Annotated in this window: 23 protein-coding genes; 10 read left to right on the forward strand and 13 right to left on the reverse strand. The window is 68.5% G+C overall.

All coding sequences use genetic code 11. The features are described 5' to 3' along the window. The first annotated feature begins 272 nt into the window (after nt 1-272). Nucleotides 273-1,130, forward strand: coding sequence for a hypothetical protein (locus DAT35_RS21875; protein WP_108069050.1), 858 nt, complete (start codon nt 273-275; stop codon nt 1,128-1,130). Between the two features lie 12 nt (nt 1,131-1,142). On the opposite strand, the gene DAT35_RS60850 is transcribed toward DAT35_RS21875, so the two are convergent. After that, complete coding sequence (locus DAT35_RS60850; RefSeq protein WP_233261631.1) at nt 1,143-1,304, reverse strand: hypothetical protein; 162 nt, start codon at nt 1,302-1,304, stop codon at nt 1,143-1,145. A 172-nt stretch (nt 1,305-1,476) separates the two neighbouring features. On the opposite strand from DAT35_RS60850, the gene DAT35_RS21885 reads away from it, so the two are divergent. After that, on the forward strand, nt 1,477-2,136 hold the full coding sequence (locus DAT35_RS21885; RefSeq protein WP_108069305.1) for an acyl-homoserine-lactone synthase: 660 nt from the start codon (nt 1,477-1,479) through the stop codon (nt 2,134-2,136). Nucleotides 2,137-2,256: 120 nt separating this feature from the next. Here the strand turns inward: DAT35_RS21885 and DAT35_RS21890 are convergent, their stop codons facing one another. Continuing rightward, the gene (locus tag DAT35_RS21890) at nt 2,257-3,621 is read right to left on the reverse strand and encodes a hypothetical protein (protein ID WP_108069051.1); all 1,365 of its coding nucleotides are present in this window, start codon (nt 3,619-3,621) and stop codon (nt 2,257-2,259) included. A gap of 317 nt (nt 3,622-3,938) precedes the next feature. Here DAT35_RS21890 and DAT35_RS21895 point away from each other — a divergent pair, with 317 nt between their 5' ends. Both DAT35_RS21895 and DAT35_RS21900 read left to right on the forward strand, forming a co-directional pair. Then, nucleotides 3,939-4,373, forward strand: coding sequence for a YciI family protein (locus DAT35_RS21895; protein ID WP_108069052.1), 435 nt, complete (start codon nt 3,939-3,941; stop codon nt 4,371-4,373). A gap of 20 nt (nt 4,374-4,393) precedes the next feature. Beyond that, entirely contained in the window at nt 4,394-4,975 is a 582-nt protein-coding gene (locus DAT35_RS21900) for a dihydrofolate reductase family protein (protein ID WP_108069053.1), read from the forward strand. A 143-nt stretch (nt 4,976-5,118) separates the two neighbouring features. Here the strand turns inward: DAT35_RS21900 and DAT35_RS21905 are convergent, their stop codons facing one another. Beyond that, nucleotides 5,119-6,174: a prephenate dehydrogenase/arogenate dehydrogenase family protein gene (locus DAT35_RS21905; protein WP_108069054.1), complete on the reverse strand. Its 1,056-nt coding sequence runs from the start codon at nt 6,172-6,174 to the stop codon at nt 5,119-5,121. A 119-nt stretch (nt 6,175-6,293) separates the two neighbouring features. Between DAT35_RS21905 and DAT35_RS21910 the strand changes: the two genes are divergently transcribed. Next, nucleotides 6,294-6,806, forward strand: a complete 513-nt coding sequence (locus tag DAT35_RS21910) for a nuclear transport factor 2 family protein (RefSeq protein WP_108069055.1) — start codon at nt 6,294-6,296, stop codon at nt 6,804-6,806. Here the strand turns inward: DAT35_RS21910 and DAT35_RS21915 are convergent. From DAT35_RS21915 to DAT35_RS21950, 8 genes are all read right to left on the reverse strand, one after another. After that, nucleotides 6,803-9,397, reverse strand: a complete 2,595-nt coding sequence (locus DAT35_RS21915) for a U32 family peptidase (protein ID WP_108069056.1) — start codon at nt 9,395-9,397, stop codon at nt 6,803-6,805. The two genes, DAT35_RS21910 and DAT35_RS21915, sit on opposite strands and share 4 nt — an antisense overlap. A 119-nt stretch (nt 9,398-9,516) precedes the next feature. Beyond that, nucleotides 9,517-10,713 carry an aminotransferase class I/II-fold pyridoxal phosphate-dependent enzyme gene (locus DAT35_RS21920; RefSeq protein ID WP_108069057.1) on the reverse strand — a complete coding sequence of 399 codons (1,197 nt, stop codon included), beginning with the start codon at nt 10,711-10,713 and terminating at the stop codon, nt 9,517-9,519. A 694-nt stretch (nt 10,714-11,407) separates the two neighbouring features. Beyond that, nucleotides 11,408-13,096, reverse strand: a complete 1,689-nt coding sequence (locus tag DAT35_RS21925; protein WP_108069058.1) for a hypothetical protein — start codon at nt 13,094-13,096, stop codon at nt 11,408-11,410. Continuing rightward, nucleotides 13,093-13,497 (reverse strand): hypothetical protein, encoded by a 405-nt coding sequence (locus DAT35_RS21930; protein ID WP_108069059.1) that lies wholly within the window; start codon nt 13,495-13,497, stop codon nt 13,093-13,095. Before DAT35_RS21930 ends, DAT35_RS21925 begins: the two co-directional genes overlap by 4 nt. A 111-nt stretch (nt 13,498-13,608) precedes the next feature. Next, nucleotides 13,609-16,782 carry an efflux RND transporter permease subunit gene (locus DAT35_RS21935; RefSeq protein ID WP_108069060.1) on the reverse strand — a complete coding sequence of 1,058 codons (3,174 nt, stop codon included), beginning with the start codon at nt 16,780-16,782 and terminating at the stop codon, nt 13,609-13,611. Nucleotides 16,783-16,788: 6 nt separating this feature from the next. Then, entirely contained in the window at nt 16,789-17,991 is a 1,203-nt protein-coding gene (locus tag DAT35_RS21940; RefSeq protein WP_108069061.1) for an efflux RND transporter periplasmic adaptor subunit, read from the reverse strand. Beyond that, on the reverse strand, nt 17,979-19,445 hold the full coding sequence (locus DAT35_RS21945; protein ID WP_108069306.1) for a TolC family protein: 1,467 nt from the start codon (nt 19,443-19,445) through the stop codon (nt 17,979-17,981). Before DAT35_RS21945 ends, DAT35_RS21940 begins: the two co-directional genes overlap by 13 nt. 185 nt (nt 19,446-19,630) lie before the next feature. After that, entirely contained in the window at nt 19,631-20,173 is a 543-nt protein-coding gene (locus DAT35_RS21950; RefSeq protein ID WP_108069062.1) for a D-alanyl-D-alanine carboxypeptidase family protein, read from the reverse strand. A gap of 175 nt (nt 20,174-20,348) precedes the next feature. On the opposite strand from DAT35_RS21950, the gene DAT35_RS21955 reads away from it, so the two are divergent. Beyond that, nucleotides 20,349-20,837 carry a hypothetical protein gene (locus DAT35_RS21955; protein WP_233261632.1) on the forward strand — a complete coding sequence of 163 codons (489 nt, stop codon included), beginning with the start codon at nt 20,349-20,351 and terminating at the stop codon, nt 20,835-20,837. A 15-nt stretch (nt 20,838-20,852) separates the two neighbouring features. Here the strand turns inward: DAT35_RS21955 and DAT35_RS21960 are convergent, their stop codons facing one another. Continuing rightward, a complete protein-coding gene (locus tag DAT35_RS21960; protein ID WP_108069063.1) occupies nt 20,853-22,112 on the reverse strand; it encodes an MFS transporter in 1,260 nt (419 codons plus the stop codon). A 207-nt stretch (nt 22,113-22,319) separates the two neighbouring features. Between DAT35_RS21960 and DAT35_RS21965 the strand changes: the two genes are divergently transcribed. Continuing rightward, nucleotides 22,320-22,772: an ABA4-like family protein gene (locus DAT35_RS21965; RefSeq protein WP_108069064.1), complete on the forward strand. Its 453-nt coding sequence runs from the start codon at nt 22,320-22,322 to the stop codon at nt 22,770-22,772. A gap of 34 nt (nt 22,773-22,806) precedes the next feature. Beyond that, nucleotides 22,807-23,778, forward strand: a complete 972-nt coding sequence (locus DAT35_RS21970; RefSeq protein WP_108069065.1) for a hypothetical protein — start codon at nt 22,807-22,809, stop codon at nt 23,776-23,778. A gap of 18 nt (nt 23,779-23,796) precedes the next feature. Here the strand turns inward: DAT35_RS21970 and DAT35_RS21975 are convergent, their stop codons facing one another. Next, nucleotides 23,797-24,411 carry a hypothetical protein gene (locus DAT35_RS21975; RefSeq protein ID WP_108069066.1) on the reverse strand — a complete coding sequence of 205 codons (615 nt, stop codon included), beginning with the start codon at nt 24,409-24,411 and terminating at the stop codon, nt 23,797-23,799. Between the two features lie 122 nt (nt 24,412-24,533). On the opposite strand from DAT35_RS21975, the gene DAT35_RS21980 reads away from it, so the two are divergent. Both DAT35_RS21980 and DAT35_RS21985 read left to right on the forward strand, forming a co-directional pair. Further along, on the forward strand, nt 24,534-25,466 hold the full coding sequence (locus DAT35_RS21980; protein ID WP_158501822.1) for a LysR family transcriptional regulator: 933 nt from the start codon (nt 24,534-24,536) through the stop codon (nt 25,464-25,466). Continuing rightward, nucleotides 25,463-26,365 (forward strand): AEC family transporter, encoded by a 903-nt coding sequence (locus DAT35_RS21985; protein WP_199242964.1) that lies wholly within the window; start codon nt 25,463-25,465, stop codon nt 26,363-26,365. The genes DAT35_RS21980 and DAT35_RS21985 overlap by 4 nt, the downstream gene beginning before the upstream one ends.

Genomic DNA, 26,365 nt, shown 5'->3' on the forward strand with positions numbered 1-26,365 from the left:
GCAGGCAACTGTCCACACTGCAAGGAATAGCGCGACCCCTGGCATCCGCATGATGTGCTCCCTGACTGGGTTCACGGCCCCGCCAGCGTGCCAAAAGACCCGATTTCCAGGAATACCATTTCAGTCGATTTTCACCCGAATACTTTCAATCCAGCTGCAAATGTCTCCATGAAACTCCAATTCGGACCGACACACGCACCTGCACACCGCTCTCTCCACAGGTGCCTCGCGCCGTCGAGCATCCACCGCATGACATCTCCAAGTGGAAGGGCATGTGCTACCGCGGCATCGACGAGGAGACTGCGCTCGAGAGCGAGCGCATCCTCGACCTGGTCCTGACCACACGCGAGCTGGGGCTGCCCGTGGACCGGACTCGTCAAAGACAAGCAGGAGTCTTCTGGGAAGAGACTCCGCCGATGTCGAACGGGTTGGAGAAAGGCTTCTCCATGAGGCCGTGCTCCAGGTTGGGCCCGCCCGGGCAGCTGTTATGCTTCCAAGCCATGGGTGACGCGACGAAGCTCGTGGGCGCACGGAACGTGCGCGTTTCGGCGGAGTTCTGGAAGCAGGGCGAAGCGCTGCGCGGGAAGAACGTGTTCCTCGACCTGGTCCTGGAGAAAGGCCCTGGCAAGACGGGAGAGCTGCCGCTGGAACTGCCGGAGGAGACACGGCTGCTCGGCTACGCGCGGCAGGAGCGGGACTACCTCGCGTTCCTGCGCACCGTGGAGCCCTTCCTGCCCGGGACTCCCACGACGGGGTACCGCTCGTGGGGCGAGGCTCTGTTCGAGTCGGAGGCCCAGGCCCGCTGGCACGTCACGTTCCATTTCGGCGCGAAGCCCCGCGTGCGGGTGCGGCGTATGGTCTGGGCCGACGTGAGCCTCGCGGCCGTGAAGCCGCTGGTGGCTCGGAGGACGGCCCAGGGCGGGAAGGGTGAGGTGCTCTACGTTCACGCGGACACCCGCTTCCATGGCGTGCGCGTCGCCCGCAACGTGCTGGCCATCCGCAAGGGGCGGCTCGGTGAGGTGGAGCGTACGTCGTCCAAACGCTACGCGCACGAATGGCAGGCGAAGGCCGCGGCGGAGAAGTTGATGGTGAAGTTGCGCGCGGAAGGCTTCACGCGCCGCAGGGGTTGAATCCGTCTACGGTCACCTCCAGGAGTCCTCGGAGTGCTCGGTGTGCAGGCCGGGCCGCTGGTGCCGGAGCGAAGCCACCGCGTCCCGGGTCACCCAGCCCGGGGCCCGCCTGGCAGGCCGCGTGGGCAGTCCCAGGTGCTTCACAATGGCGCGCATGCCGTTGGGTGCTGTCACGTACGCCATCACCCGGCGCCTGCCGCCACACCTCACGCAGACGAACACGTCCAATGCCAAAGTGCAGCGTAGCAGCCCCGCCCAGTCTACTCGCGGCCTCCTCTCCTTTGGCATAGCACTCGGTCCGTATCGAAATGGCCGGATTTGTGCGCGTGTGGTACCGAGTATGGCCATGTTCAAAATCCATGTGATTCATGCCGGCAATCGGCACCACTACGAAGAGGCACTGGAGCAGCACCACCGCATCCGCCATGACATCTATGTCGGCGAGCGGAAGTGGATGGAGTTGGAGCGTCCTGATGGTCGTGAAATCGATCAGTTCGACACGGATAAGGCTGTCTATCTTCTGGGCATCGAGCCCGGCAGAGGCGTTGTCGGGGGCTCCCGCCTCGTACCGACTCTCGGGCCGAATCTCATGAGCGATGTTTTTCCAGAGCTTGCCAATGTGCGCGGGCTACCGCGAGCCTATGACATCTTCGAATGGACGCGGATCTTCATCATTCCCGCAAAGCGTGAGAGCGGACGGCTCAGCCAAGCAGCCGGCATCGTCTACTGCGGCATTCTGGAGTTCTGCCTGTCCCAGCATATCCGGCAGTTGAGTGTCGTCTGTGAAGACTACTGGATTCCGCGCCTTCAGGCGCTGGGTTGGAGCCCAGTGCGTCTTGGAGAGGCAATCCTGAAGGATGACATGTCCATTGTCGGGATTACGTGCGACATGACAGAAGAGGCTCTCGCGAAGACACGCTCAACCTATTCGATTGACGACAGCGTCATGGCTCCAGAGTTCGTTCCCAACGAACTCCTCATGCTGGATTTCAACTCTTGCCAATGACTTGGTGGCGCATAGGCGGAAGAGAGGCCGTGTTTGAGGGGGAGGGCTGGAGGGGAGGGGCCGAGGAGGGCCGCAGCGCACACCTGCCGTGGGCAAGCCCATGTCGACGGGGTGCTGGGCTCAGCCGAAGCGGCCGCTCTTCACGGGTGAATCCGAGAGGTGCCGCCGCCGCAGGCCCTGCTGGACGAAGAGGCCTCCCGCGGCAGCGTCCTTCAGCGAGCCCATCGCGGCCACCAGCCGGGAGAGGACGGGCAGGTCCTCCAGCGCATCCTCGGAGAGCTTCGCGGAGATGACCCCTTGCGCCAGCTCCTCCACGGGGCCCTCGGCCGGCGGTGTCCGCTCGCCCGGTCTGGCATCCGGGTCGAGGCGCAGCCGCTCCCCCCAGGGAGCGAAGTTCATCTGGTACATGAATGTCGTGAGGTCCGCGGTGAAGGGGAGCTCCTCGGTCCACTGCGTGGCATGGCTCCAGAGCACCTGCCCGGGCCGGTGCGGTTGGAGCGTCTTCAGCAAGGGGGGCTCCAGGTTCATCAAGTCATAGGCCACCACCAGGCCCGGCGCGTCACTTCCCTGCTCGGGCCACGGCTCGGCGGGGACTCCGAGCACGCGGGCCGTGGCATGCCCGAGGATGGCGCTGTACCGCTCCGGGAGGATGAAGACGCGCGGGAGCAGGCGTCCCGTCTGGGACAGAACGGCCTCCACGCGGCGGATCCCCTCGAGGCAGGTGCTCACCGAGTCCTGCACGAAGGCATAGCGCCCGTTCATACCCGCCTCCCAACCGTGGGCAGACAGGTGTAGCAGCACTCCGCCCGTGACGACGAAGTGCCAGCCGCGCAGGTCGCTCGAGTCCAGCGGCGTCACGGCCTGCAGGGCCTCGGCGCGGGCAAGCATCTGGCGGATGCGCTCGGCCATGGCGGGATAGTGGGGGGCGTTCGGGTCCTCCGGCGGGATGCGCGCGAGCAAGGCCTGGAGTCCGAGCACCAGTCGGCGAGGCTCCTCCAGATCGCCCGACATGATGGCGTTGTAGGCGAGCCGGTAGCGGCACATGAAGCTGCTCTCCACGAGCCGAGGCAGCGTGTGCAGCGTCTCGACCGCCGCTTCGTGGTGGCCAGCGCCCTCCAGCGCGGTGATGAACTCGAGGAGGAGCGGCTCCTGCCGGGGCACGAGCCGGTGTGCCCGCGCCAGCGGCGTGGCTGCGATGCCGTAGAGCTTCTGCTCGATGAGCTGATAGCCCAGGTAATAGAGGGCCTGGGCGTCCTTGGGGGCGTGGGCTGCCTTGCGGATGATGTCCGCGAGCTCCTCGCCCGCGAGGCTCGCGGCGATGCGTGCGAAGAGCTCCCAGGCCTCCTTCCACTGCTCAGGATCCTCCAGCTCGGGAGCGCCGGGATACTGCAGGGCCCAGCGGAACGTGCTGTAGGCCTTGCGGGCATCCTGGGCCTGGAGCGCCTCGAGGGCTTGCTCCCGGAGAGAGGCATAGGTCGCTGTCATGGGGCGAGCCTAGCCGCAGTCGCGAGGGTTGACAGCCGCCTGGAGTCAATCCGGTTTCGTAACCGGGTTGACTCCAGTTGGGCCCTTCCTTTGCCCCCGACCCCTCATGTGCCCTGCCGCCGAATGTTGGATTTTCGAACTGCATCCGGCAGACGGTGACCCCTTGATGGGGCGTAACCTATTGAAAATGCAGGTGTTTTTCTGAAAACGTCAGGCGAAGGCAAAAAAAATGGGCGCGCGTGTCGATCCGGCCTGGGCTGGTTCGACGCCATTTCAGAAGCGAGGCATGAGGCCGAGCGCGAACCAGGGAGAGACCGATGAGAGTCATGGTGATTGTGAAAGCGACGAAGAACTCGGAAGCGAGCGTCATGCCGAGCGAGAAGCTCCTCGCGGAGATGGGCAAGTACAACGAGGAGCTGGTCAAGGCCGGCATCATGCTCGCCGGCGAAGGTCTCCATCCGAGCTCGAGGGGCAAGCGTATCCAGTTCTCGGGGGGCAAGCGCACCGTTGTCGACGGACCGTTCGCCGAAACCAAGGAGCTCATCGCGGGCTACTGGCTCTGGCAGGTCAAGTCGATCGAGGAGGCGGTTGAATGGGCTCGCCGCTGTCCAGAGCCGATGCCGGGCGAGGACGCCGAGCTCGAGATCCGTCCTGTCTTCGAAGCGGACGACTTCGGCAAGGAGTTCACCCCCGAGCTCCGCGAGCAAGAAGATCGCCTGCGCGCCGAGCTCGAAAAGCGAGCGGGCAAGTAGGAGAGGAATCGGAGGAGAACATGCGCAAGCTCATTGTTTCAGAGTTCCTGTCCCTCGATGGTGTGATGCAGGCGCCCGGTGGCGCCGACGAAGACACCGAAGGTGGCTTCCGGCACGGTGGCTGGACCATGCCGTACTGGCATGACGACATCGGTAAAGCCTTCGGCGCGTTCATGCAGGAGGTCGATGCGTTCCTCCTCGGACGAAAGACGTACGTGATTCATGCGAACGCGTTCGAGCCGATGCCGCCCGGCGACCCCTTCGGGGACATGATGAACGCCCCGGCGAAATACGTCGTATCGAAGAGCCTCGAAAAGCCCATCTGGCGAAACACGACGATCATTCGCGACAACGTCGTCGAGGCGGTTCGGAAGCTCAAGGCAGCGCCCGGCAAGAGCATCATCACGGATGGGAGCCACGAGCTCGTGCACACGCTGCTCAAGCACGACCTGGTCGATGAGCTTCATCTGCTGCTCTATCCGCTCATCCTGGGCGGCGGAAAGCGACTGCTTCCCGAAGGAGTTCACAGGACCTTCAAGCTGAAGGCGGCGACGCCCTATCCCAGTGGTGTCGTGGGCCTCCACTACGAACGCGAGCGGTGATCGGCACGAGAAGCCGAAACCGACCTCGGAGCGGTGCAGGAGCTTCGAGTCGATGTCGAGGTGAGGCGGTTGGCGTGACGTTAGGGCAGGCGCGAAGAGGTACGGTTCAACGAGCCGCGTGAGCCTGGCTGGTGGTCGAGGAGTTACCCCTTCTTCTGCTGGGCGCGCCGGGAGAAGCGCAGGATGGCGCGGAAGATGGACTCCACGCCCTCCGGGTCCACGCCCAGCTCGGTGGCCCAGGCGCGGCGCGTGGTGAGCATCGCCTCCTCGCGGGCCGGGTCCGGCACCGGTTGACCCGCCTGCGCCTTGGCTCCGAGCGCCCGTCGGGCCAGCTCGGCCCGCCGTGCCAGCAGCGCCACCAGTTCGTGGTCGAGCTGGTCGATGAGCTCGCGCGTCTCCTTGAGCTCCGGCATGCCCGTGTCGAGCGCCGGGAGCTCCAGGCCCGGCGTCTCCGGCGGGGTGGTCTCGGGGGGGAGGGCCTCCAGCTCCCGGTGAATGGTCTCGAGAGCCTCGAGCAGGTGGCTCCGCGCCTCCCGCGCGAAGGGGTTCTCGTGCTGGATGGCGGTGAAGAGGTGTCCCGCGTCCGCGCGGACGGTCTCGATGGTGCGCGACAGCGCCTTGAAGCTGGCGGGCGCGAAAGGCACGTCCACTCCCGAGCCCGCGTCCACCATCCCCTTGGCCACGAAGAAGGTGAGCGCGTGGGTGTGTGCCATCACCCGGTCATGGCCCTCGGGCGTCTGCTCGATGACCTCGCAGCCCAGCCGCTCGAAGAAGCGGCGAGCCCGGCCGGCCGCATCCGGGTGGAGCGGGTTGGGGCACACGACGACGCGCATGGGTCGCTCGGCCATGGCCAGGCTGAGGGGCCCGAAGAGGGGATGCGTCCCCACCCACGGCACCCGGGTGCCGAGCACCTCGTTCATCGCGTGCACCGGCTTCACCTTGACGCTGCCCACGTCCAGCACGAGCTGCTCCGGCTTCAGGTGGGGGAGCATCGTCTCGAGCAGCTCCTTCATTCGCGGAACCGGTACGGCCACGACGATCAGCTCGGCCCCGGTGAGCAGCTCGCGCATCGAGCCGGCGCGATGGGGCTCGGGGATGTTCGCCATGGGGTCCAACGCGCGGTAACCGATGCCCGCCTCTTCCAGCAGGGAGCCGAGCGCGCGGCCAAAGCGTCCATATCCAACGAGTGCGACCGTCATGGGCCTGACTGTACACGCGGAGGGCCCTGGCCGTGTTTCGCGGGAGCGCGTCAGGCAGTCATCTCCGCCCGGGCGCCGGGCCGCGGGCCGGGTGTGCTCGGGCGAACAGGCACCTCCACATGGCTTGGACTCGTGTCCGCGCTCCGGCGCACAGTGGCTTCCCGTGCAGCACCCGCGAGGGAATCGACGTGCCCGAAGCGAAGAAGAACGTGGAGCGGACCCGGTCCATTTTCGAGGAGATGGCCCGCTCGGGCAGCGCCCAGCCCCTCCTGGACCAGCTGGCCGATGACGCCGTCTACAAGCTCTCCCTCCCCGGAGGCACGCCCCTGAGTGGCGAGTTCCGGGGCAGGGACGCCATCCTCGGGTACTTCGACCGGCTCGACGAGGTGCTCGAGGTCCTCGAGGTGAAGACCTGGGACTTCGTCGGCAATGGGGAGCAGGTCATCGTCCTCGGTGACGAGCAGTTCGTCGTGAGGAAGACCGGGCGCACCTGCTACAGCGAGTTCGCCTTCGTCCTCGAGTTCCGTGACGGGAAGATCGTCCGCGTGCTCGTCATCGAGGACCTGTCCGGTGTCGTCGAGGCCTTCGGGCCCGCGGGCGCCCGGGGCGCCTCCCGGGCCTCCGGGTCCTAGCTCAGCACTTGCATCGTGCCGCGCGTGACGCCGAACTGCTCGTGCACCGCCGCGCGCCTCACCGCCTCGGCCGGCGAAATCCTCCCCGCCAGCAGCTCCTGGTAGGCGGCCAGCACGCGGGCGGCCTCCTCCCGGGATTCGCGGACGAACTCGACACGGAAGCGGCGCACCCCGCGCGCCAGCAGCTTCGGCACCAGCGAGGCCGCGCTCTGCGCCTGCGCGTTGAACACCGTGTTGCGGCAGCCCACGTCCACGATGACCGGGTGTTCCAGTCCGATCCGGTCCCTCAGGGAGATCTGGTGCCGCTCGCACGGGCGGCCACAGCTCTTGTAGTCGCGCCCGTTGGAGAGCGTGTGCGAGTACACGCAGTGCTCGGTGTGGAACGTGGCGATGTGGTGGTGGAGCGCCACGGCGAAGCGGTGTGCCGGCGCGTGGTCGAGCAGCGAGAAGAGCTGCGTCTCGTCCAGGTCGTGCGAGAAGGTGAGCGTGTCCAGCCCCATCCCGAGCAGGTACGCCGCCGTCACCGAGTTGGTGACGTTGAGTGAGAAGTCCCCGTGCAGCACCGGGCGCGGCTGGCCGGCGGGGCGCTCCAGGAAGTGCATCATCGCGCCCCAGTGGCGCACCAGCACCGCGTCGGGGCGCAGCTTGTCGAGGCGGGCGTCGTAGCCTTCCTCGCCCGGTTTCTGCACGCGCACGGTGGCGATCGTCACGCGCAGCCCGGCCGCCCGCGCCCGCTCCACCGCGCGCTGCAGGCCCACCATCTCCATCCAGTCCAGCTCCACCTCGCGCAGCCCGGCCGCGATGACGGCCTCCAGTTGCGCGTCGTTGCGGCACAGCGGCATCAGGCGCGCGGTGTCCTCGGCCGGTGCTTCGGGCACATGCGCGAGCAGCGAGGCGCGCACCTGCTCCAACACCGGCGTCCCCACCACCGTGCGCCGAGGGCCCTTCTCCACCTCGGAGGCCAGCCCGGTCACCAGGTCGCGGCGCAGGGCCTTGAGCTCGGACACGGGCAGGTGCAGGCCCGGCGCCAGCTCCGTGCAGTCCAGCCGCGCCAGCGTGAAGGACGTGCCTCCGAAGGCGCCCAGCTTGTCCCGCAGCAAGGCCTCGTCCAGGCCCTTTCCCTTCGCGGGCGCGAGTGGCGTCTGGCCCGTGACGGAGCCCTCGTGTCCCCAGGCGCTCGCGTGGAGGCGCAGCGGGGTGCCCTCGGCGCCGGAGACCTTCAGCGTGAGCGGGATGCGGCCCTCGGGCTCACCGTGGGCGAGCAGGCTCTCCGTGCGGCGGGCCAGCGACGGGTCGCTGTTGAGCCACACGCGCTGGCCGGGCGCCACCCGTCCCAGGTCCGGTCCCGGATGGCCGAAGCCGAGCACCCAGCCGTTGCCCCGGCGCTCGACGCGGAAGATGGGGCCTCCGGGCTCGTGCTTGTCCTCGGGGGCTCCCGCGTCGAAGACGACGCCCATGCCCGGGCGAGGATCCACGGTGGCCGGTCTGGGCTCGTCGCCCTGGAGCGGGGAGGACACCTGTCCGCTGGGAGCCTCGGGGCGCTCCTGGTGGCCCAAGCCGAGAGCCCCGGTCCACGGGCGCTCGTCGGGGGTGACGAACACCTCCTTGCCGGAGACGGAGCGCACCTGTCCGAGGTACAGGCCCCGGTGCTTGGGGAAGCGGCCCTCGACGAGCGTCTGGTGGTCCGAGCCCGCGAGGAAGCCGTTCGAGAAGCCTCGGCTGTACGTGAGGGACATGTCGGCCAGGTCGCTCGCGAGCTGGTGCTCATCCGGCCTGCCGGCGACGACTCCATCCACCCACCGCCGGTAGCCCTGCACGGTGGTCGTCACGTATTGCGGACCCTTCAGGCGGCCTTCAATCTTGAGGCTGTGGACGCCGATGTCGACCAGCTCGGGGATGGCGCGCACCCCAGCCAGGTCCTTGGGGCTGAGCAGGTATCTCACGTCGCCCAGGTCGCGCGTCTGATGGTCCACCACCAGGTCATAGGGCAGGCGGCAGGACTGGGCACACTGGCCCCGGTTGGCCGAGCGTCCGCCCCAGGCCTCGCTGGTGAGGCACTGGCCGCTCCAGGACATGCACAGCGCGCCGTGGATGAAGACCTCGAGCTCCATGTCCGTCTGCCCGGCGAGCCGGCGGATCTCCGTGGTGGACAGCTCGCGGGGCACCACGACGCGCGTGACGCCCAGGCCCCGGGCGAAGCGGATGCCCTCGGCGCTGGAGACGGTCATCTGCGTGGAGGCGTGCAGCTCCAACTGGGGGCAGATGGCGCGCGCCAGCAGGGCGATGGCTGGGTCCTGGATGATGAGCGCGTCCACGCCCGACTCGGCCACCCCGCGCAGGATGCGCTCCACCACGGGCAGCTCGGGCTCGAAGACGAGCGTGTTGAGCGTCAGGTAGGCGCGGGCCCCGGCCCGGTGGACGACGGCCATCGTCTCGGGCAGGCGGGCGAGGGAGAAGTTGTCGGCACGGGCGCGGGCGTTGAAACCCTCGTCGAGCCCGAAGTAGACGGCGTCCGCTCCGCTGGCGAGCGCGGCACGCAGTGAATCGAGGTCGCCTGCGGGTGCGAGGATCTCGGGACGGCGGGAAGGCATGCTGCCTCCATAACACGCGGCCGCTGTCCCGGTGCCCGTCCCGAGCAATCCCCCGGTCATCCTCCGGACAGGTGAGCGGCGCAGGTGCCACTCACCGTGGGATGGCACGAGCGTCCCAGCTACAGCGGGTAGTGCTCGCGGACGAACGCCTCCAGGCGGTTGAAGGCGGCGGTGAGGATCTCCTCCGGTGGGAGGAACACCACCCGGAAGTGGGCCGTGCCGGCCTTCTGTCCGAAGCCGCTGCCGTGCACGAAGAGCACGCCGGTCTCCCGCAGCAGCGACAGCACGAACTGCTCGTCGTTCGTCACGCCGGGCAGCTGGAGGCGGGGCATGGCGTAGAACGCGGCGGCGGGCTCCACCACGGACAGGCCGGGGATGGCGTTGATGCGGCGCACCATCAGGTCTCGCCGTGAGCGCAGCTGCTTCATCATCTCCGGGATGTGGTCCTGCGGCCCGTCCAGCGCGGGCTGGATGGCGTACTGCTGCGGCGCCGGTCCACACAGCCGCGCGTCCGCCAGCCGCATCACCGCGTTCTTGAGCTCCGGCATCAGGTGCGCGTTGTTGAAGACGAGCCACCCCACCCGCCAGCCACAGGCGAGGTACGCCTTGGACATGCCGCTGAAGGTGATGATGGGCACGTCCGTCGCGAGCGACGCCGTGGGCACGTGTGGCTTGTCGTAGATGAGCTTGTCGTAGATCTCATCCGACAGCACCACCAGCTTGCGTCGCCGGGCGATCTCCAGCAGCCCCTCCAGCACCTTCCGGTCGAGCACCGCACCGGTGGGGTTGTTGGGATTGCACAGCAGGATGGCGCGGGTGTCGGGGGTGCACAGCGCGTCGATCTCATCCAGGTCCAACGACCAGCCGTGCTCCTCGTCGAGCGAGTAGGGCACGCCTTGGGCGCTCAGCTTGGCCATGAGCGCGTTGTAGAGCGGATAGCCGGGGCAGGGCAGGAGCACGCGCTCACCGGGCTCGAGCAGCGCCGTGAGGGCCAGCTCGAGCGCCTCGCTGGCGCCGGTGGTGACCACCACGTCCGAGGGAGTGACGCCGGGGCTTCCGTGGCGCCAGGCCTCGCGGGCGATGGACTCGCGTGCCGCGGGGACTCCCGCCGAGGGCGCGTAGCCATTGTGGCCGTCCCGCATGGCCCGGTGGACCGCTTCAATCAGGTGCGGCGGAGTCCGGAAGTCGAACTTCAGCGGGTCTCCGATGTTCAGGTAGAGGATCTGCCGTCCCTGGGCTTCGAGGCGGCTGGCCTCGGCCACGACGTTGCGGATGGCGTAGCGGACATTCTCGATGTGCTTGGCGGAGCGGACCACAAGATGCCTCGAGGTTGGGCAGATCCTTCCTTATCACCGGGAAGTGACAGTGACAGGGCCCGAGGTCCTCGCGCCTGACCGGCCCGCTGCCCTGCGTGGGCGCTGCTCGGGTGACAGGCCTGGACTGCTCGGGGTTTCTCCGGGCAGTCGTTCCGATATGCAGGCGGGCGGCTGTACGTTCCCTGCGCGGGTCCACCCCGGGCGGCGCTCTCGCTGCGGCAGCCCGGGCCCACCGCCCAGGAGGGCATCAGATTGTCCTGAACCAGGACAAAAATGTCCGATTTGGAGACATGCCTGTCGGCGTGGTGCAGGTCATTGGAACTCCAGGGGATTTGGGCGTATTTGTCAGATAACTTTACATTCTCGGCAAATGAAGTGGAGTCCTGACGCACCGGGTCGGCTCATGGGCGCCCAGTCATATCAAGGGGTTGGCTCCTGGCATGGGGAGTGCTCTAGAGGGCCCTACACCGCTACACGGGGCCGTCAACTCCTCCTCCTCTGACGGTCCGCTGTGGTGCGCGGCGGGCGATCCTCCGCCAGAGGGATCGCCCGCCGCTGTTTTTTTTTCAGGTCGTGCCACGGCCCGCACCCGCTGCCACTCGGGATGGGCCGCGAAGGGCTGCGGCGTCCGGGTCTGGGCATCACCTCGGCTGCGGCCGGGGTCAAGACCCCGCGACCAGGGTGTGTCCTCTGGCTATTCCATCGCGACCAGGAAGATGTCCAGGTTGTGTTGCCGTGCTTTCTTGACCACGTCGAACACGTCACCGTCCATCTCTTCGGTGGAATCTTCCTCGGTCGCATTCTCGTAATCGTCCTCGTCCTCCAGCTCCATTCCGCTCTGCTTTGGCGCCTTCTCCTCGACGGGGAGCACCAGCTCGGAATCGGGGTCCACCTCGTCGAGATCGTCCTCCACCACGAGTGCGATCCCCCTGATCTCGACATCCCCCTTGTCGAGCGCAATGAGCATCTCGTTGTGGCCCTGTGTCATCGAGGCGAAGAGCCCGGGGCGCTTCATGGACTGGAAGTAGCTCGGGAGGCTCTTGAGCGTGTGGTTCTCGACCTCCATGCGCTCCATTTCGCTGTGGAAATGCTGATATTTTTTCTGGCATTCCTCGAGCATCGAGCGGAGCTTCTCCAGGACCGGGGTTCTGGCTGACTCTTCGAACAGGGGCTCGTAATTCTGTTGGAGATGATCGCGGAGTGCTGGTTGGCGCTGGACCCTCGTGTACAAGTCCATCAGGACGATGAGGGGCTCGGTTTCCAGGAACTTCACATGGTGCTTGTTCTGGAGGTTCAGCCCCAGCAGGGACCCGGCCTCCTTCTTGAGATGCTCTCGCTCGGCTCGAGCTCGAGCGCTTGTATCGTCGCTCGTGTAGATGCTCGACCACTCGAACAGAGTCCTTTTCGACAGGAGTTGGGGGGGGTCCAGTTGAAGCGACAGTTCATGGACCTTTCTGTAGAGCATGCGGATGCTGTCGCAGTAGCCGCGGATTTGATTCGTGCAATCGAGAAACTCGTCGATACCCACGCCATCATTGATCGTGGGGCTGTCGATGTCCTGTATGCAGGCCAGGAGCAATGCATCCGCGGGGACGGCGAGCACCAGCGCCACAGGGTAGTTGTCGTCATGCCCGCTGTAGAGCCTGGTGGAGCTTCCCTTCGCGGGGTACACGAGAGACGCCGAGAGCTTGTTGTAATGGCTGGATAGCGGCTCCCCTGCCTGCTTGAGGAACTTGAGCGCGGACTTCGCGGGCATGGCCACGAGGATCATCGGCCCCTGGTAGATGGATGCTGTGAGGGATTGCGATTGACTCCTGCCCTCCAGTTTGACTCTCTGTGCCCTGGAGTCGCGAGGCTTGTTACGCCATTGGCTCCATTGCCCCTCCTTCCACGCCTGGGCAAGGCTGTCCCACCAGTCGAGCCAGTTCGTGTTCGCGGGCCGAGGGGGCGTCACAGGGGGCACCAGTGCCTGCCCCTGCGTCGTCCGTGATGAAACCACTTCCTGAAACGAGTGGGATTCCTCCTGCAACTCTTCTTGGAGCGGCGGTGGGTTCTGTGGCGGCGGTTCCCAGGTCGACTGTTGAAACACAGGAATGAAAACGGGTTGGGGAAGTCTCACGCGCAGGTCCGATGTGCCCTCGAAACCTCCGGGGAATATCGGCTGCGTCTGGGTGCAGGTCTGGGTGTCTGGATTCTGGATGTCTCGCTGGTTGGAGAATACCCAGCGGAGATTCGTGGCTCGACCGTCCGGCGTCACGTCGAATTCCAGGGGAGTGTTGGGGGGGTTCATGGGCCCGTGCACCCCTGGAGCGATGTAGTTCCGTCCGTCCACACCGAGGAGCAGCAGACCCCCAACGATGTTTTCCACGATGTACCCGATCATGCCCGCTCACCGAGTCGCTTCAGGTTGGAGGAGAGGAGCTCGCTCCTCGAGGGACGCATGTTCCTCTCATTGAAATCGTCGATCGCGGCCATCTTCGCCGTGCCATCCATGCGGACAGAGCGCAGAATGGTCCCGACCAGGTCGGACTCCGGGCCCGTCTCGAAGTGCGTGCCGTAGCAGGCCATGTACTCGATGAATCGTGCCACGTCCGCCTCCTTCGAGACCCCGTAGGCACATGCCTTCTCCATCCCCGACCAGATGAGCTCTTTGAGTTCCGGGTCCGACATCCGTTCGGTCTGCTGGTGGAACGCCATCCGCAGATGATGGAAGAGGTTCAGGTGAAAAGGTGCGAGCAACTGCCGACGAAGAACCGTGCGCTGCTCTTCCCGAATCACCAGCATGCTTCACTCCATTTCAAGGACGCCTCGAGCTTGTCCTGACTGTAACAGGACATTCCAGAACTCGAGGCGTTCTTCGACCCGAGGGAGGCGTGCGCCCTGTGCCCGCGGGCCTCAGGCCGGGTGCGGCGTCTGCCCATCACCGCCGGGTGCCGAGGGCGGAGGTGTCCCCTGCTCGTGACGCTTGAGCAGCTTCGTGCGCGCCGTCTCCACCAGCGTGTACAGCACGGGGATGAAGATGAGGTTGACGAAGGTGGACAGCAGCATGCCGCCGAACACCGCCGTGCCCAGCGACTTGCGCGAGGCGGCGCCCGCGCCCGTGGCCAGCACCAGGGGCAGCACCCCCAGCAGGAAGGCGAAGGACGTCATCAGGATGGGACGCAGCCGCGTGTCCGCCGCCTGGATGGCCGCGTCCACCACGCTCCTGCCCTGACGGCGCAGCTGCTCGGCGAACTCCACGATGAGCACCGCGTTCTTGCTGGCCAGGCCCACGAGCATCACCAGTCCCACCTGGCAGAAGACGTCGTTGGCCAGTCCGCGCAGGTTCTGCAGGGCCAGCGCTCCCAGCATGGCCACCGGCACCGCCAGCATGATGACGAAGGGCAGGGCGAAGCTCTCGTACTGCGCCGACAGCACCAGGAAGACGAAGATGATGCCCAGGGCGAAGATGAGCAGCACCTTGCCCGCCGCCTGCTTCTGCTCGAGCGACAGGCCCGTCCACTCGAAGGTGAAGCCGGCCGGCAGGCCCTGACGGGCGACGGCCTCCATGGCCTCGAGCGCCTGTCCCGTGCTGACGCCGGGCGCGCCCTGGCCGTTGATGGTGGCCGAGCGGAACAGGTTGTAGTGCTGGATGTTCTGCGCGGTGGTGACGGGCTGCACCTTCACGAGGTTCTCCAGTGGAACCATGTCTCCCTGCGCCGAGCGCACGTAGAAGGCGGAGATGTCCCGGGGCTCGCTGCGGAAGGGCGTGGCCGCCTGCACGTAGACGCGGTAGACGCGGTTGGCGAAGGTGAAGTCGTTGACGTACTGGCTGCCCATGTAGACCTGCAGCGTGGAGTAGAGCGTGTCCAGCGACACGCCGAGCCCCTTGGCCTTCTCCCGGTCCACCGACACGTTCAGCAGCGGAGTGCTCGCGTTATAGGCGGAGAAGACGCCGCGCAGCTGAGGGGAGTGGTTGCCCCGCTGCAGGAGCTGCTGCGTCGCCGCCGCCAGCTCGTCCAGCGAGTGGGTGCCCTGCTGATCCTCCAGGACGAACTCGAAGCCGCCCACGCTGCCCACGCCGCGGATGGTGGGGGGCTGGAAGGGCAGCACCTGTGCTCCCGGGAGGGCGGCGAACGGCCCCCGCAGCCGGTTCACCAGCCCCGCCACGCTCTGCTCCGGCTTCTTGCGCTCGCCCCAGGGGGTGAGGTTGATGAAGAGGATGCCGTAGTTGGCGCCGGTGCCCAGCACCGAGAAGCCGCCCACGGTGAAGATGTCCTTCGTCTCCGGCTGTTTGCGCAGCACCTGCTCCGCCTGCAGCAGCACCCGCTGCGTGTAGTCCAGCGACGTGCCCTCCGGACCCTGGACGGCGATGATGATGTAGCCCTGGTCCTCGTCGGGGATGAAGCCCGTGGGCGTCACGCTGTAGAGCAACGCGGTGATGCCCAGGAACACCAGGAAGACTCCCAGCACCACCCACCGGAAGGTGGGCCTGAGCAGCCAGCCCAGGAAGCGCGCATAGCCGCGCTTGAAGCGGTCCATGCCCTCGTCCACCAGTCGGAAGACGCGCCACTTCTGGCCCTCGTGCGGGCGCAGCAGCCGGGCACACAGCGCGGGTGACAGCGTGAGGGCCACCAGGGCCGACAGGCTGATGGAGAAGGCGAGGGTGAGCGCGAACTGCCGGTAGATGGAGCCCGTGGTGCCCGGAAAGAAGGACACTGGGACGAACACCGCGGAGAGCACCAGCGCCGTGGCCACCACCGCGCCTCCCACCTGTTTCATGCTCCGGTGCGTCGCCTCGCGCGAGGGCACGTCCTCCTCGTTCATGACGCGCTCGACGTTCTCGATGACCACGATGGCGTCGTCCACCACCAGGCCCGTGGCGAGCGTCAGGCCGAACAGCGTCAGGGTATTGAGCGAGAAGCCGAACGCACTGACGAAGGCGAAGGTGCCCACCAGGGACACCGGCAGCGTCGTGGCCACCACGAGGATGCTGCGCCAGCCGTGCAGGAAGATGAACACCACGAAGATGACCAGCACGATGGCTTCCATCAGCGTGTGCAGCACCTCGTCGATGGACTCCTTCACCGCCGCCGTGGTGTCGAAGGCCAGCTGGTAGGTGAGGCCCGGCGGGAAGTCACCCTTGAGCCGCTCCAGCTCGGCGATGACCGCCTTGCGCACGTCCAGCGCGTTGGAGCCGGGGAGCTGGAAGATGCCCAGGCCCACCGCCTCGCGCCCGTTGAAGCGCAAGAGCTGGCTGTAGTTCTCCGCTCCCAGCTCCACCCGGCCCACGTCCTTGACGCGCACCAGCGAGCCGTCCTGGCCACGCTGCACGACGATGTCCCCGAACTGCTCCGGCGTGGACAGCCGGCCGAGCACCTGCACGTTGATCTGATACGTCTGTCCCGGGGCCGCGGGCGGCTGACCCACCTGGCCCGCGGCCACCTGCACGTTCTGCTCGCGCAGGGCATTCACCACATCCTGGGTCGTGAGGCGCCGGCTCGCCAGCGCCGGAGGATCCAACCACAGCCGCATGGCGAAGCGGCGCTCGCCGAAGATGCGCACGTCGCCCACGCCCTTCACCCGCAGGAGCGCGTCCCGGATGTAGACGTCCGCGTAGTTGCTGATGAAGCCCGTGTCGTAGTGTCCCCCCGGTTCGAACAGCCCGAAGGCCATGAGCAACTGTGACTGCGTCTTGTTGATGGTGATGCCCTGGGCATTCACATCGGCGGGCAGCCGTGCCGCGGCGGTGGCCACCCGGTTCTGCACGTCCACCGCGGCGACGTCCAGGTCTCGTTCGGGCTCGAAGGTGACGATGATGGTGCTGGTGCCGTTGTTGCTGCTGGTGGAGGACATGTAACGCATGCCCTCCAGGCCGTTGAGCTGGCGCTCCAACACCGTCGTCACCGAGCTCTCCACCACCTCGGCGGAGGCGCCGATGTACGTGGCCGTCACCGTCACCTGGGGCGCGGCGAGGTTGGGGTACTGCTCGACGGGGAGGTTGGGGATGGAGATGGCCCCCACCAGCGTGATGAGGATGGAGATGACGCTGGCGAGGATGGGCCGGCGGATGAAGAGATCGGAGAACATGGGCTCTCACCTGCCTCCGTTCGGGCCCGTGCCCGCGTCCCTGGTGCCACCCGTGCCCGCGTCCCCGGCACCTCCCACGCCCTGTTCCTCACCTGGGAGTTGCCGCACCGGCTTGGGCTGGATGGGTTGGCCATCCCTCAACTGCTGCAGCGACCCGACGATGACCGGCGTCCCCGCGTCCAGGCCTCCCAGCACCTCATAGTAGTTGTCCTGGAGCTCCCCCAGCTTCACCGGCCGGCGCTGCGCGATGGTGGTGCCTGCGTCTCCCTGCGCCGCCACCATGGCGAAGAACTGGCTGCTCTGCTGCATCGCCGCGAACGAGGGCAGCCGCAGCGACTCGCGCGTGTCGTAGACCACCCGGGCGTGCACCACCATGCCGGCGCGCAGCCCCACCGTGTTGTCGAAGGCGGCCTTCACCTCCACCAGCTGCGTGCGCGGGTCCGGCGTGGGGGCCACGAAGAAGACGGGCGCGCTCACCACCAACTTGCCCTCGGTGTCCAGCACCTCCACCGGCGTGCGTCCCACCTCCACCTCCGAGGCGCGCTCCGGTGGCACCTGCACGGACACCTCCAGCGCCCGGCTCTGGTCCACGTTCGTCAGTGCCGTCTGCGAGGTGACGTAGTCGCCCCTCTTCACGGGAATGTCGCCCACCACGCCGTCGAAGGGCGCCTGCACCAGGTAGTAGCCGAGTTGCACCCGCTGGGCCTCCAGCTGGGCCTCCGCCGCGCGTGCACTGGCCTCGGCCGCCGCGGCTTGGGCCACCGCCTGCTCGTAGTCCTGGCGGCTCATGAGTCCCTCGCGCAGCAGTTCCTCGGCGCGCTTGCGGGTGCTCAGGGCGTATTGCCGCTGGGCCAGTGCCGAGTTGCGTTGGGCCTGGGCGCTCTGCACGCCCGCGCGCTCGCGCCTCGGGTCCACCTCCAGCAACAACTGGCCCTGTTTCACCCGATCGCCGGGCTTCACCACGATGCGTTGGACGTAGCCGGCCACCTGCGGAAAGACGGTGATACTGCGGCGGGAGATGAGCGTCCCCAGGTACTCCCCCGTCTCCCGCACCGGGCCCGGCCGCAGCTCCAGCACCTCCACCGGCATCGCCTGTCCGGCACCGGGTCCACCCTGCGGCGGACCCTGCTTTTCCTTCGAGCTGTGACACCCGGCCAGCACCAGGGCCGCGAGCCACGCACCCCATACGCCCTGCCTCACCAGTCGCATGCCGCCTCCGCGAGGTATTCCTCGATTCGCGCCTGGGACAACTGGAACTCGCGCACCACCAGGTTCAGCTCCGTTTGACGCAGCGCCGCCGCCGACACCACCAGGTCCTGGCTCGTCCCGGTGCCCACCTCGAAGGAGCGGCGGGTGAGCCGGTCGTTCTCCGCCGCGAGCTCTCGCGCCCGGATGGCGATTTCGTGCTCCGCCCGCGCCACCTCCACCGCACGCCGCGTCTGCTGTACCTCCACCGACGCCGCGCGCTGCCGCGACACCACGTCCTGGCGCGCCGTCTCCTCCTGGGCCCGCGCCTGCTCCACGAGGCCCTCGTTTGCGCCGCCCGTGAAGAAGGGGATGGTGAGCACCGCGCCGATGTTCCACACGGGGACTTGCGCGAAGCCCGGGGTCACCGTGAGGGCCAGCGTGGTGCTCTGTGCATCCAGCGTGGGCCAGTACTGCGCCAGCGCCGCCGATACGGAGCGCTCGGCCGCCTCCTGCCGCGCTCGTGAGGCCGCCAGGTCCGGTCGTGCCCCCACGTTCTCCAACCTTCGGCACTCCTCCCGGCCGCGTTGCAGCATCGGCTCCAGGGACACGTCGCGCGCCAGTCCCACCGGTTTCTCCAGGCCCAGCACGAGCCCCAGCGAATCGCGCGCCTGACGCAGCGTCTCATCCCCGGACACCACCGCCGCGCGCGCCGTCTCCGAGTCCTGTTGCAGGCGGATGACGTCCAGTTGCGTGCCCGCGCCCAGCTCCAGCCGCCGCTGGGTGAGCGCCAGCCGCTCCAGGGCCGAGCGCAGGTTGACGCGGTTCACCTCGGCGAGCCGCTCGGCGGAGGCCACGCGTGCCAGTGCCCGGGCCAGCGCCGCGGTGAGCTGGCGCCGCGTCTCCCCCAGCGACAGCTCGGAGGCCCGGCGCGAGGAGTTCGCCGCGCGCAGCGACTGGATGGCGTGCAGGTCGAACAGGGGCAGCGATGCTGTCAGTACGCCCGTGCCCAGAGGCGAGGTGGTCGCGAGGTTGCCCGTTCCCCCCGTGACACCGCCTCCCGTGCCGCCGCCGATTCCTCCTCCGAGGAAGGGCGTCACGCTCGGGTTGAGCACGTTGTACTGCACGGAGAGGGAGCCGCTGAGGTTGGGCAGCAGTCCGGAGAGCGCCACGCGTCGCTGGCCCGTGGCGGACTCCACCTGGGCGAGCGCGGTGCGCAGGTCGGTGGAGTTCTGGCGCAGCAGGGCGAGCGCTTCGTCCCAGGAGCGCACCTGCACCGGAGCCGGAGGGATGGGGGCCAGCATCGGGTCGGAGACCTCGGGCTGGTAGGGGGGCGTCACGGCGGGAGGCGCGGCCGGTGGCATCCCCGAAGGGGGCTGCGGTTGTTGCTTCGCGGCGCCCGGTGGGGTCTGTGCCAACGTTGCTCTGGCGGGAATGCCGGCGTGCCAGAGCAGGGCTGTGAGGAGGAGGGCGGTCATGGACAGTCCGCCCACGTTGGTGATGGCCGCCGCCTTCTGCCTCCTACCCGGGTGCCGAAATGATACGGCAGGACATTGGAGGTGCTCGATAGCGAGCACTCCCGGTCTCTTGGAGCAGGGCGGACATGCGGGAGCGGGGTGAGTGCTCGATAGCGGGCACTTGCGCCGGATGTCCCGCCGTCAGCTCAGGACGAGGAGTTCGCCCGTGCCGGCTCTTTCGGTGGCAGGGGCTGGCCCAGGCAGTCGGTGTCCACGGGGGGCGGGCGGGTGGTGCGGGGCCGGTACTCCCAGTGCCATGGCTCCGAGGGCACCGTGCGCCGGAAACCATGGAGGCACGCGTTGGCCGCGAGCCAGCGATACGTGGGGGTGTCCTCGTCCCCCACGGCCACGTCCACCGCGAGGCCGCGCTGGTGGTTGGATTGGCCGGGACGCGCCGCACGAGGGCCGAGACCCAGGCGGTAGCGCTCGTACAGCAAGCGCTGCTGCCAGCGGGTGCGGTAACCGCTGCTCACCCAGAGTCCGATGCCCTCGGCGCGGGCCGAGACGGACATCCGCAGGAAGGCGGCCGCGGCGTCGTGGCGCAGCGACTCGCCACCTGGGAGTGTGACGAGTTTCCTTGGCGGAGGCTTCACCCGTTTGCGTGTCGCGTCCGAGCCGGGCGCGAGACCGGGAACGAGCAGGCACACGAGGGCAAGCAGGAGGCTCCAACGGAGCCGCGGGAACGGCATGGGCGGTTCCTGTCCAGGGGGGCAGGAGTGAGTGCTCTCATGCTTATTCCCGGATTGCGAGCAGGCGGCCAGACAGCCGCTTCGAGGTCCGCCGGCTCGATACAAGGCCGCGAGCCCGGCGAGGACCCGGGGACCTCGTCCGCCCGCCTGCTTCATCGCTAGAGTGGGGGCCTTCATGACGACCGCCCCGCGCCCCGTGCCTCCGAGCGAGGAGTCCCTTCCCGCTCCCGTCTCCACCCCGGCTCCCCTGCCCGCCGCGCGTCTGATGGCACATGCTGGCGCGTGGCTCCTGCTGCTGGGCCTGCTCACCGGCGGCTATGTCGCCGCGGCCATGACGGGGAAGGTGCCCGCGGATCCTCATGCCGCGCTCGCCTCGCACCTCAACGCGCTGCTGGGGACCTTCCTGCTGCTCGGGGTGGCCTGGACGCTGCCGATGCTGAGCTACGGCCCCACGGGGCAGCGGCGCCTGGCGTGGGCCTTCATCATCGCCAACTTCGCCAACTGGGCCGTCACCGCCGTGAAGGCGTGGCTGCGCGTGGCCGGAGTGGATGCCACCGGCGAGCCCGTGAACGATGCCGTGTTCGGCGTGCTCACGCTCACCGTGGTGCTACCGGCGCTCGGCGCGGCGGCGGCGTGGGTGTACGGCTTCCGGCGCCCCCGGTAACGCGTCACCCCGGCCTCAGTCCAGCGCGGCACTCACCCCGGAGCGGGTGAGGCGCAGCATGTCCATGCGGCGGCGGCGGGCATCGGCGGCGGACAGGTGCCACCCGGCGGCGAACAGTCCCAGCGCGAGGCAGCCGCTCCACAGGGCCACCGGGCCGTGGTGTCCCAGCACCCACGAGCCGAGCGTGGGGGCGATGCAGGAGGACAGGGCCCACAGCATGAAATAGGCGCCCTGGTAGGCGCCGCGCTGCTCGGGAGGAGCCAGGTCCGCGACCACCGCCGAGGCCACCGGCGACTGGGCGATCTCCCCCAGTGTCCACACCACCACCGCGAGCGTCGCCAGCCCCACGTCCGCGCCGAGCCCATGCAGCCCGAAGCCCAGCCCCGTCAGCGCCGAGGCCCAGGCGAGCGCCTTGGCGCGCCGCATCGTCCCCAGGGCCCGGCCGGCGAAGGGCTGTAGCAGCACGATGAGGACGCCATTCATCCCCAGCACCGTCCCGAAGGTGGCCGGCGACATGCCGTGCGACGTCAGGTCCATGGGCAGCGTCACATTGCTCTGGGTGAAGACGATGGAGGTGAGGAGGATGGGGAGAGCGAAGGCGAGGAACACCGTGTCCCGGAAGGGCGCCAGCGAGGGCGGCCCGTGCGAGGGGTCGGCCTGCCCGGTGGGGACGGCGGGGCGCGTCTCCGGCACCTTCCACCAGACGAGCACGCCATAGAGGAAGGAGGTGCAGGCGTCCGCCACGAAGAGGGTGGCGAAGCCGAAGCGCGAGGCCAGTCCCGCCAACGGCAGGGCGATGGAGAAGCCCACGTTCACCACCCAGTACAGCAGGCCGTAGGCGCGGGCACGGTCCTCGGGCGGCACCACGTCCGCGATGGCCGCGGACACCGCCGGCCGGTACAGCTCGCCCAGCAGGCCCAGCAGGAAGGCCGACGTGCAGATGAGCCAGGTGGCTCGGGAGAATCCCAGCGACAGCATCGCCGCCGCGCCCAGCCACAACCCCGCCAGCAGCGTCTTCCTCCGGCCCACGCGGTCCGCCAGCGTCCCACCCACCAGCCCCGACAGCACGCCGCCCGCGCCGTGCAGGGACACCACCAGCCCGGCCTCCTCCACCCGGAAGCCGCGCTCGCGCGTCAGGTACAGCGCCAGGAAGGGCACCACGAAGGAGCCCAGCCGGTTCACCAGCGTGCCCGTCCACAGGAACCAGTACGTGGGAGGCAGGCCTCCCGCCGTCGCCCGGACCTCCGCCGCCAATCGCCCCAACAGATGCTTCATGACGGGGCGCAGCTTGCGTGAAGTGGCTCGGGGGCGCCAGTGCACCGCCCGTCCGCCTGGAGCCCAATGACTCGAGCCCGGCCGGCCTTCGTCCGCGTGGATGTTGACGGTGCCTACTGAAGATGTTGACGGTGGTTACTTTGGTGTTTACATTGGCAACATCTGACGCGGCGGTGAGCCGTCCGCGCGCGACACCGAGGGAGCCCCGTGAACGAAGAGCTGATCCTGAAGATCCTGAATGTCCCGGTGCTGGTGGGATGGCTGTCGATGGTGCTGGCGCCCCGGTCCCGCTTCACGCGCTGGCTGGTGGAGAGCGACGCGCTGCCGCTGGGCATCGGGGTGCTGTACCTGATGCTGGTCGCGCCCCACCTGCCGGGCCTGCTGCGGGAGTTCGACACGCTGGAGCACATCGGCGCCGCGCTCCAGCGTCCCGGGATGCTGCTGGCGGGGTGGATTCACTACCTCGCGTTCGACTTCATGGTGGGCCGGGTGGTGCTCGCCGATGCCCAGCGCCGAGGCATCCCGCACCTGCTCGTCGTGCCGTGCCTGCTGCTGACCTTCATGTTGGGGCCGGTGGGCTACCTCACCTACGCGGCCGTCCGGTTGCTGTCGCGCCGCTTCCTGCCCGCCGTGGCGCCGCTCCCCGTTGCTGGCACCTGAGCTCCATCCGACCTCGCCTTCTCAGGAGAACCCCATGTCCATGACGTCGACGTCGTCCTCTCCGCGCGCCCTCTGGAGCCGCGCCTGGGCCATCTCGCCGGCCCTCACCCTTGGCACGGTGGTCATGCTGCTCGGTGCCCTGTTCACCCTGGCCGGTCTCGTGTTCGATCCGCGCCGGTTGTTGGGCGAGCCCCTGTGGCTGAAGCCGGCGAAGTTCTACGTGTCGCTGGCCATCTACGATGCCACGCTCCTGTACTTCCTCTCCGTCATCCCCGGGCGCCAGCGGTTCGTGCGCGCCGTGGGCGCCATCCTGTCCGTGTGCGGCGCTCTGGAGATGGTGGCCATCACGCTCCAGGCGGCGCGTGGGGTGCGCAGCCACTTCAACGTCGCGACGACGTTCGACAACGTCATCTTCGCGGGCATGGGCATCACCATCACGGTGCTGTGGTTGGCGATGATGGTGCTCGCCGTCGTGATGCTGCGGACGAAGCTCGGGGAGCGCACCCTGGCCTCGGCGCTGCGCATGGGCCTGGTGGTGGGCATCTTGGGCGCGGGACTGGCCTACTTCATGACCTCGCCGCGCCCCGAGCAGCTCGCGAGCCTGAAGGCCGGCGAGGTGCCGGTGGAGGTGGGCTCGCACACCTTCGGTGGGAAGGACGGAGGGCCGGGTCTGTCGCTCGTCGGCTGGAGCACCACCGCGGGTGACATGCGGCCGGCGCACTTCTTCGGGTTGCACGGCATGCAGGTGCTGCCCTTCGTCGCGGTGGTGCTCGCGCGACGGCGGAGCCTCTCCGAGTCCCTTCGCCTGGCCCTGGTCCGGGCCGCGGGCGTGGCCTACTTCGGGCTGACGGTGGTGCTCGCGCTCCAGGCCCTGCGCGGTCTGCCCATCGTCCGGTGGGACGCGGCCGGTGTGGCGAGCCTGGTGCTGGTGGCCGTGGCGAGTCTCGCCACGTTCGCCGTGAGCTTCGGGCGGAAGAAGCAGGCGCTCACTGTCGTGGCGGCCTGACGCAGCCGGGCCCGAGTCTCATTCGCGCACCACCGCCACCGCCGTCAGTGCCGTGGGCCGCTTGTCCGGCGTGCACATGTCATTGTCCGCCGGCCGCTGTCCGAAGAAGAGCTGGTTGCCCTCCACCTTCACCACGTCGTGGTCCAGGCCGCACGCCGCCACCGGCCGCAGGAACACGCAGCCCGTGGCGCTCGTCTCCTGCTCCTCGCCCACCTTCCACGAGCCCGTCCCGCACTGCGCTCCCTGGAACCAGTCCGCCACCGGCTGCACGTGCGCCGTCATGTAGTGCCGGCCGAAGCTGAAGGTGCCCTCCGTCGCCCCCGCCACCTTCTCCGAGTCCTTCCCGAGCGTGTAGGGGCCCTCGAAGCGCGCGGTGAAGAGCCGGGCCGTGCAGCCCGCGTCTCCGAACGTCTCGAACTTCAGCGACCACTGCTTCTCCTGAAGGTCGAAGTGCCGCTTGAAGTACGTCTTCGAGCCGTCCGGGTTGGGCATGGACTCGCACACGGCGCTCGTCCACCTGCCCTTGAGGTCGTTCGCCGTCACGCGGGTGCCCGAGGCCCCACTCGAAGTGGCACAGCCGGCCGCGAGGCCCAGGGTGGCAACGGACAGGAAGAGACGGTTCATCGGGTTCATGGCTTGCTCCAGCGGGAAGCTCCGGCCGCGTCGGTGCGGCCCGGGTGAGCCAAGGAATGCCTCGTTCCACCCCCTTGCGAATACGCTGGAGACTGCAAGGGGGGCATGCGAATTTGCAGGGCGTGCCTGACTGGAATGACCTCCGCTATTTCCTCGCCATCGCGAGGGAGGGGACGCTCGCCGCGGCCGCGCGGAGCCTGGGGGTGGATGCCTCCACGGTGGGGCGAAGGCTGGCGGCGCTCGAGGAGGAACTGGACTCGAAGCTCTTCGACCGGATGCCCACGGGGCTGACGCTGACGGACGCGGGGCGGGGCATCCGCTCGGCGGTGGAGGAGATGGAGGCGGGGGCGCTCGCGGTGGAGCGCCGGGCCAGTGGCGAGGACGCGCGCCTGGAGGGCCTGGTCCGCATCACCCTCACCGAGGCCTTCGCGGTGGACATCGTCCTGCCGCGCTTCGCGCCCTTCCGCGAGCGCCACCCCGGCATCGAAGTGCGGTTCCTCACCGACTACGGGGCGCTGGACCTGACCCGGCGCGAGGCGGACATCGCCATCCGCCTCACCCGTCCGCAGGACGGCACGCTGGTGGCGCGCAAGGTGGGGGAGATCGCCATCGCTCCCTATGCGTCGGAGGCGTACCTGGAGCGGCGCGGCCTGCCGGATCCGGCGCGGGGCTACGCGGGCCATGACGTCATCGGCTACACGGGCGCGGCGGCGAAGTGGCCCGAGGCCCGTTGGGTGGCCGAGGCCGCTCCGGGCGCATGCGTGGCGGTGCGCTGCAACTCGCTGCTGTCGGTGGTGGCGGCCACCGCGGCGGGGATGGGGGTGGGGGTGCTGCCCTGCCTGCGCGGGGACCAGGAGCCGGGCCTGCGGCGGGTGGCGCCCCTCGTGGCCTCGCTGCGCCGTGACATCTGGCTGGTGGTCCACCCGGATTTGCAGCACAACGCGCGTGTGCGCGCCACCCTCCACTTCCTCACCGAGCTCATCCAACGCGAGCGCCCGCTCCTGTCCGGAGAGGGACGCCCTGCCTCGCGAGCGTCCGGGAGGCGCTCCTCGTGAGCCAGCTCTTCGGACTGCTGGCCACCTGTCTTTTCCTCGGAGCCATGGCCCGGCGCAGTGGCCGCTTCCCGGAGCAGACGGCGCTGGCCATCAACGCCTTCGTCCTCAACGTGGCGCTGCCCGCGCTGGTGCTGCGCGCGGTGCACCGGCTGACGCTCGCCCCCGAGTTGTTCGCCGCCGCCGCCACGCCCTGGCTCGTCTTCGGTGGCGCGTGGCTCTTCTTCCGCGTGCTGGGCCCGAGGCTCGGCTTTCAGCCTGGGACCGTGGCGGCGCTCGTCCTCACCGGAGGGTTGAGCAACACCTCGTTCGTGGGCCTGCCCCTCATCGAGGGCTTGATGGGCCGCGACGGGTTGCAGGTGGCGGTGGTCATTGATCAGCTCGGCTCGTTCCTCGCGCTGGCCACGGTGGCCACCCTGTTCGCCGCGCGGGCCGCCGCGAAGGACACCCGGCTGTGGCCGCTGCTCAGGCGGGTGCTGGGCTTCCCTCCCTTCATCGCCCTGGTGGCCGCGTTCCTGCTCCACCCATGGGACTGGCCTGCCTGGGTGGACGCGGTGCTCGGCCGCCTGGGCGACATGCTCACCCCGCTCGCGCTCTTCTCCGTGGGCTTCCAGCTCCGGCTGTCGGGGCTGAAGGGCCGGGTGGGCGCGCTCGTGCTGGGGCTCGGCTACAAGCTGGCGTTGGCCCCGCTCGGGATTGCCCTCCTGCTGCTGGCGCTGCCCGGCATGAGCCGTCTCACCTTCGAGGTCACCGTGCTCCAGGCCGCCATGGCCCCCATGGTCACCGCGGCCATCCTCGCCGCGGACCACGGGCTGGACCCCGACCTCTCCGCCCTCATGGTGGGGCTGGGCATTCCGCTCTCGTTCGCCACGGTGCCCTGCGCCCTGTGGCTCATGCACTGA

It is taken from the genome of Vitiosangium sp. GDMCC 1.1324, from assembly GCF_003044305.1.
GTDB lineage: Bacteria > Myxococcota > Myxococcia > Myxococcales > Myxococcaceae > Archangium.

Coding starts and splice junctions, on each gene's coding strand:
- DAT35_RS21940 (WP_108069061.1), bottom strand. CDS start 17,991: ATGCGACTGGTGAGGCAGGGCGTATGGGGTGCGTGGCTCGCGGCCCTG.
- DAT35_RS21910 (WP_108069055.1), top strand. CDS start 6,294: ATGGCTTGGACTCGTGTCCGCGCTCCGGCGCACAGTGGCTTCCCGTGC.
- DAT35_RS21960 (WP_108069063.1), bottom strand. CDS start 22,112: ATGAAGCATCTGTTGGGGCGATTGGCGGCGGAGGTCCGGGCGACGGCG.
- DAT35_RS21890 (WP_108069051.1), bottom strand. CDS start 3,621: ATGACAGCGACCTATGCCTCTCTCCGGGAGCAAGCCCTCGAGGCGCTC.
- DAT35_RS21885 (WP_108069305.1), top strand. CDS start 1,477: ATGTTCAAAATCCATGTGATTCATGCCGGCAATCGGCACCACTACGAA.
- DAT35_RS21975 (WP_108069066.1), bottom strand. CDS start 24,411: ATGAACCCGATGAACCGTCTCTTCCTGTCCGTTGCCACCCTGGGCCTC.
- DAT35_RS21935 (WP_108069060.1), bottom strand. CDS start 16,782: ATGTTCTCCGATCTCTTCATCCGCCGGCCCATCCTCGCCAGCGTCATC.
- DAT35_RS21900 (WP_108069053.1), top strand. CDS start 4,394: ATGCGCAAGCTCATTGTTTCAGAGTTCCTGTCCCTCGATGGTGTGATG.
- DAT35_RS21905 (WP_108069054.1), bottom strand. CDS start 6,174: ATGACGGTCGCACTCGTTGGATATGGACGCTTTGGCCGCGCGCTCGGC.
- DAT35_RS21925 (WP_108069058.1), bottom strand. CDS start 13,096: ATGATCGGGTACATCGTGGAAAACATCGTTGGGGGTCTGCTGCTCCTC.
- DAT35_RS21950 (WP_108069062.1), bottom strand. CDS start 20,173: ATGCCGTTCCCGCGGCTCCGTTGGAGCCTCCTGCTTGCCCTCGTGTGC.
- DAT35_RS21945 (WP_108069306.1), bottom strand. CDS start 19,445: ATGACCGCCCTCCTCCTCACAGCCCTGCTCTGGCACGCCGGCATTCCC.
- DAT35_RS21930 (WP_108069059.1), bottom strand. CDS start 13,497: ATGCTGGTGATTCGGGAAGAGCAGCGCACGGTTCTTCGTCGGCAGTTG.
- DAT35_RS21895 (WP_108069052.1), top strand. CDS start 3,939: ATGAGAGTCATGGTGATTGTGAAAGCGACGAAGAACTCGGAAGCGAGC.
- DAT35_RS21970 (WP_108069065.1), top strand. CDS start 22,807: ATGTCCATGACGTCGACGTCGTCCTCTCCGCGCGCCCTCTGGAGCCGC.
- DAT35_RS21915 (WP_108069056.1), bottom strand. CDS start 9,397: ATGCCTTCCCGCCGTCCCGAGATCCTCGCACCCGCAGGCGACCTCGAT.
- DAT35_RS21955 (WP_233261632.1), top strand. CDS start 20,349: ATGACGACCGCCCCGCGCCCCGTGCCTCCGAGCGAGGAGTCCCTTCCC.
- DAT35_RS21875 (WP_108069050.1), top strand. CDS start 273: ATGTGCTACCGCGGCATCGACGAGGAGACTGCGCTCGAGAGCGAGCGC.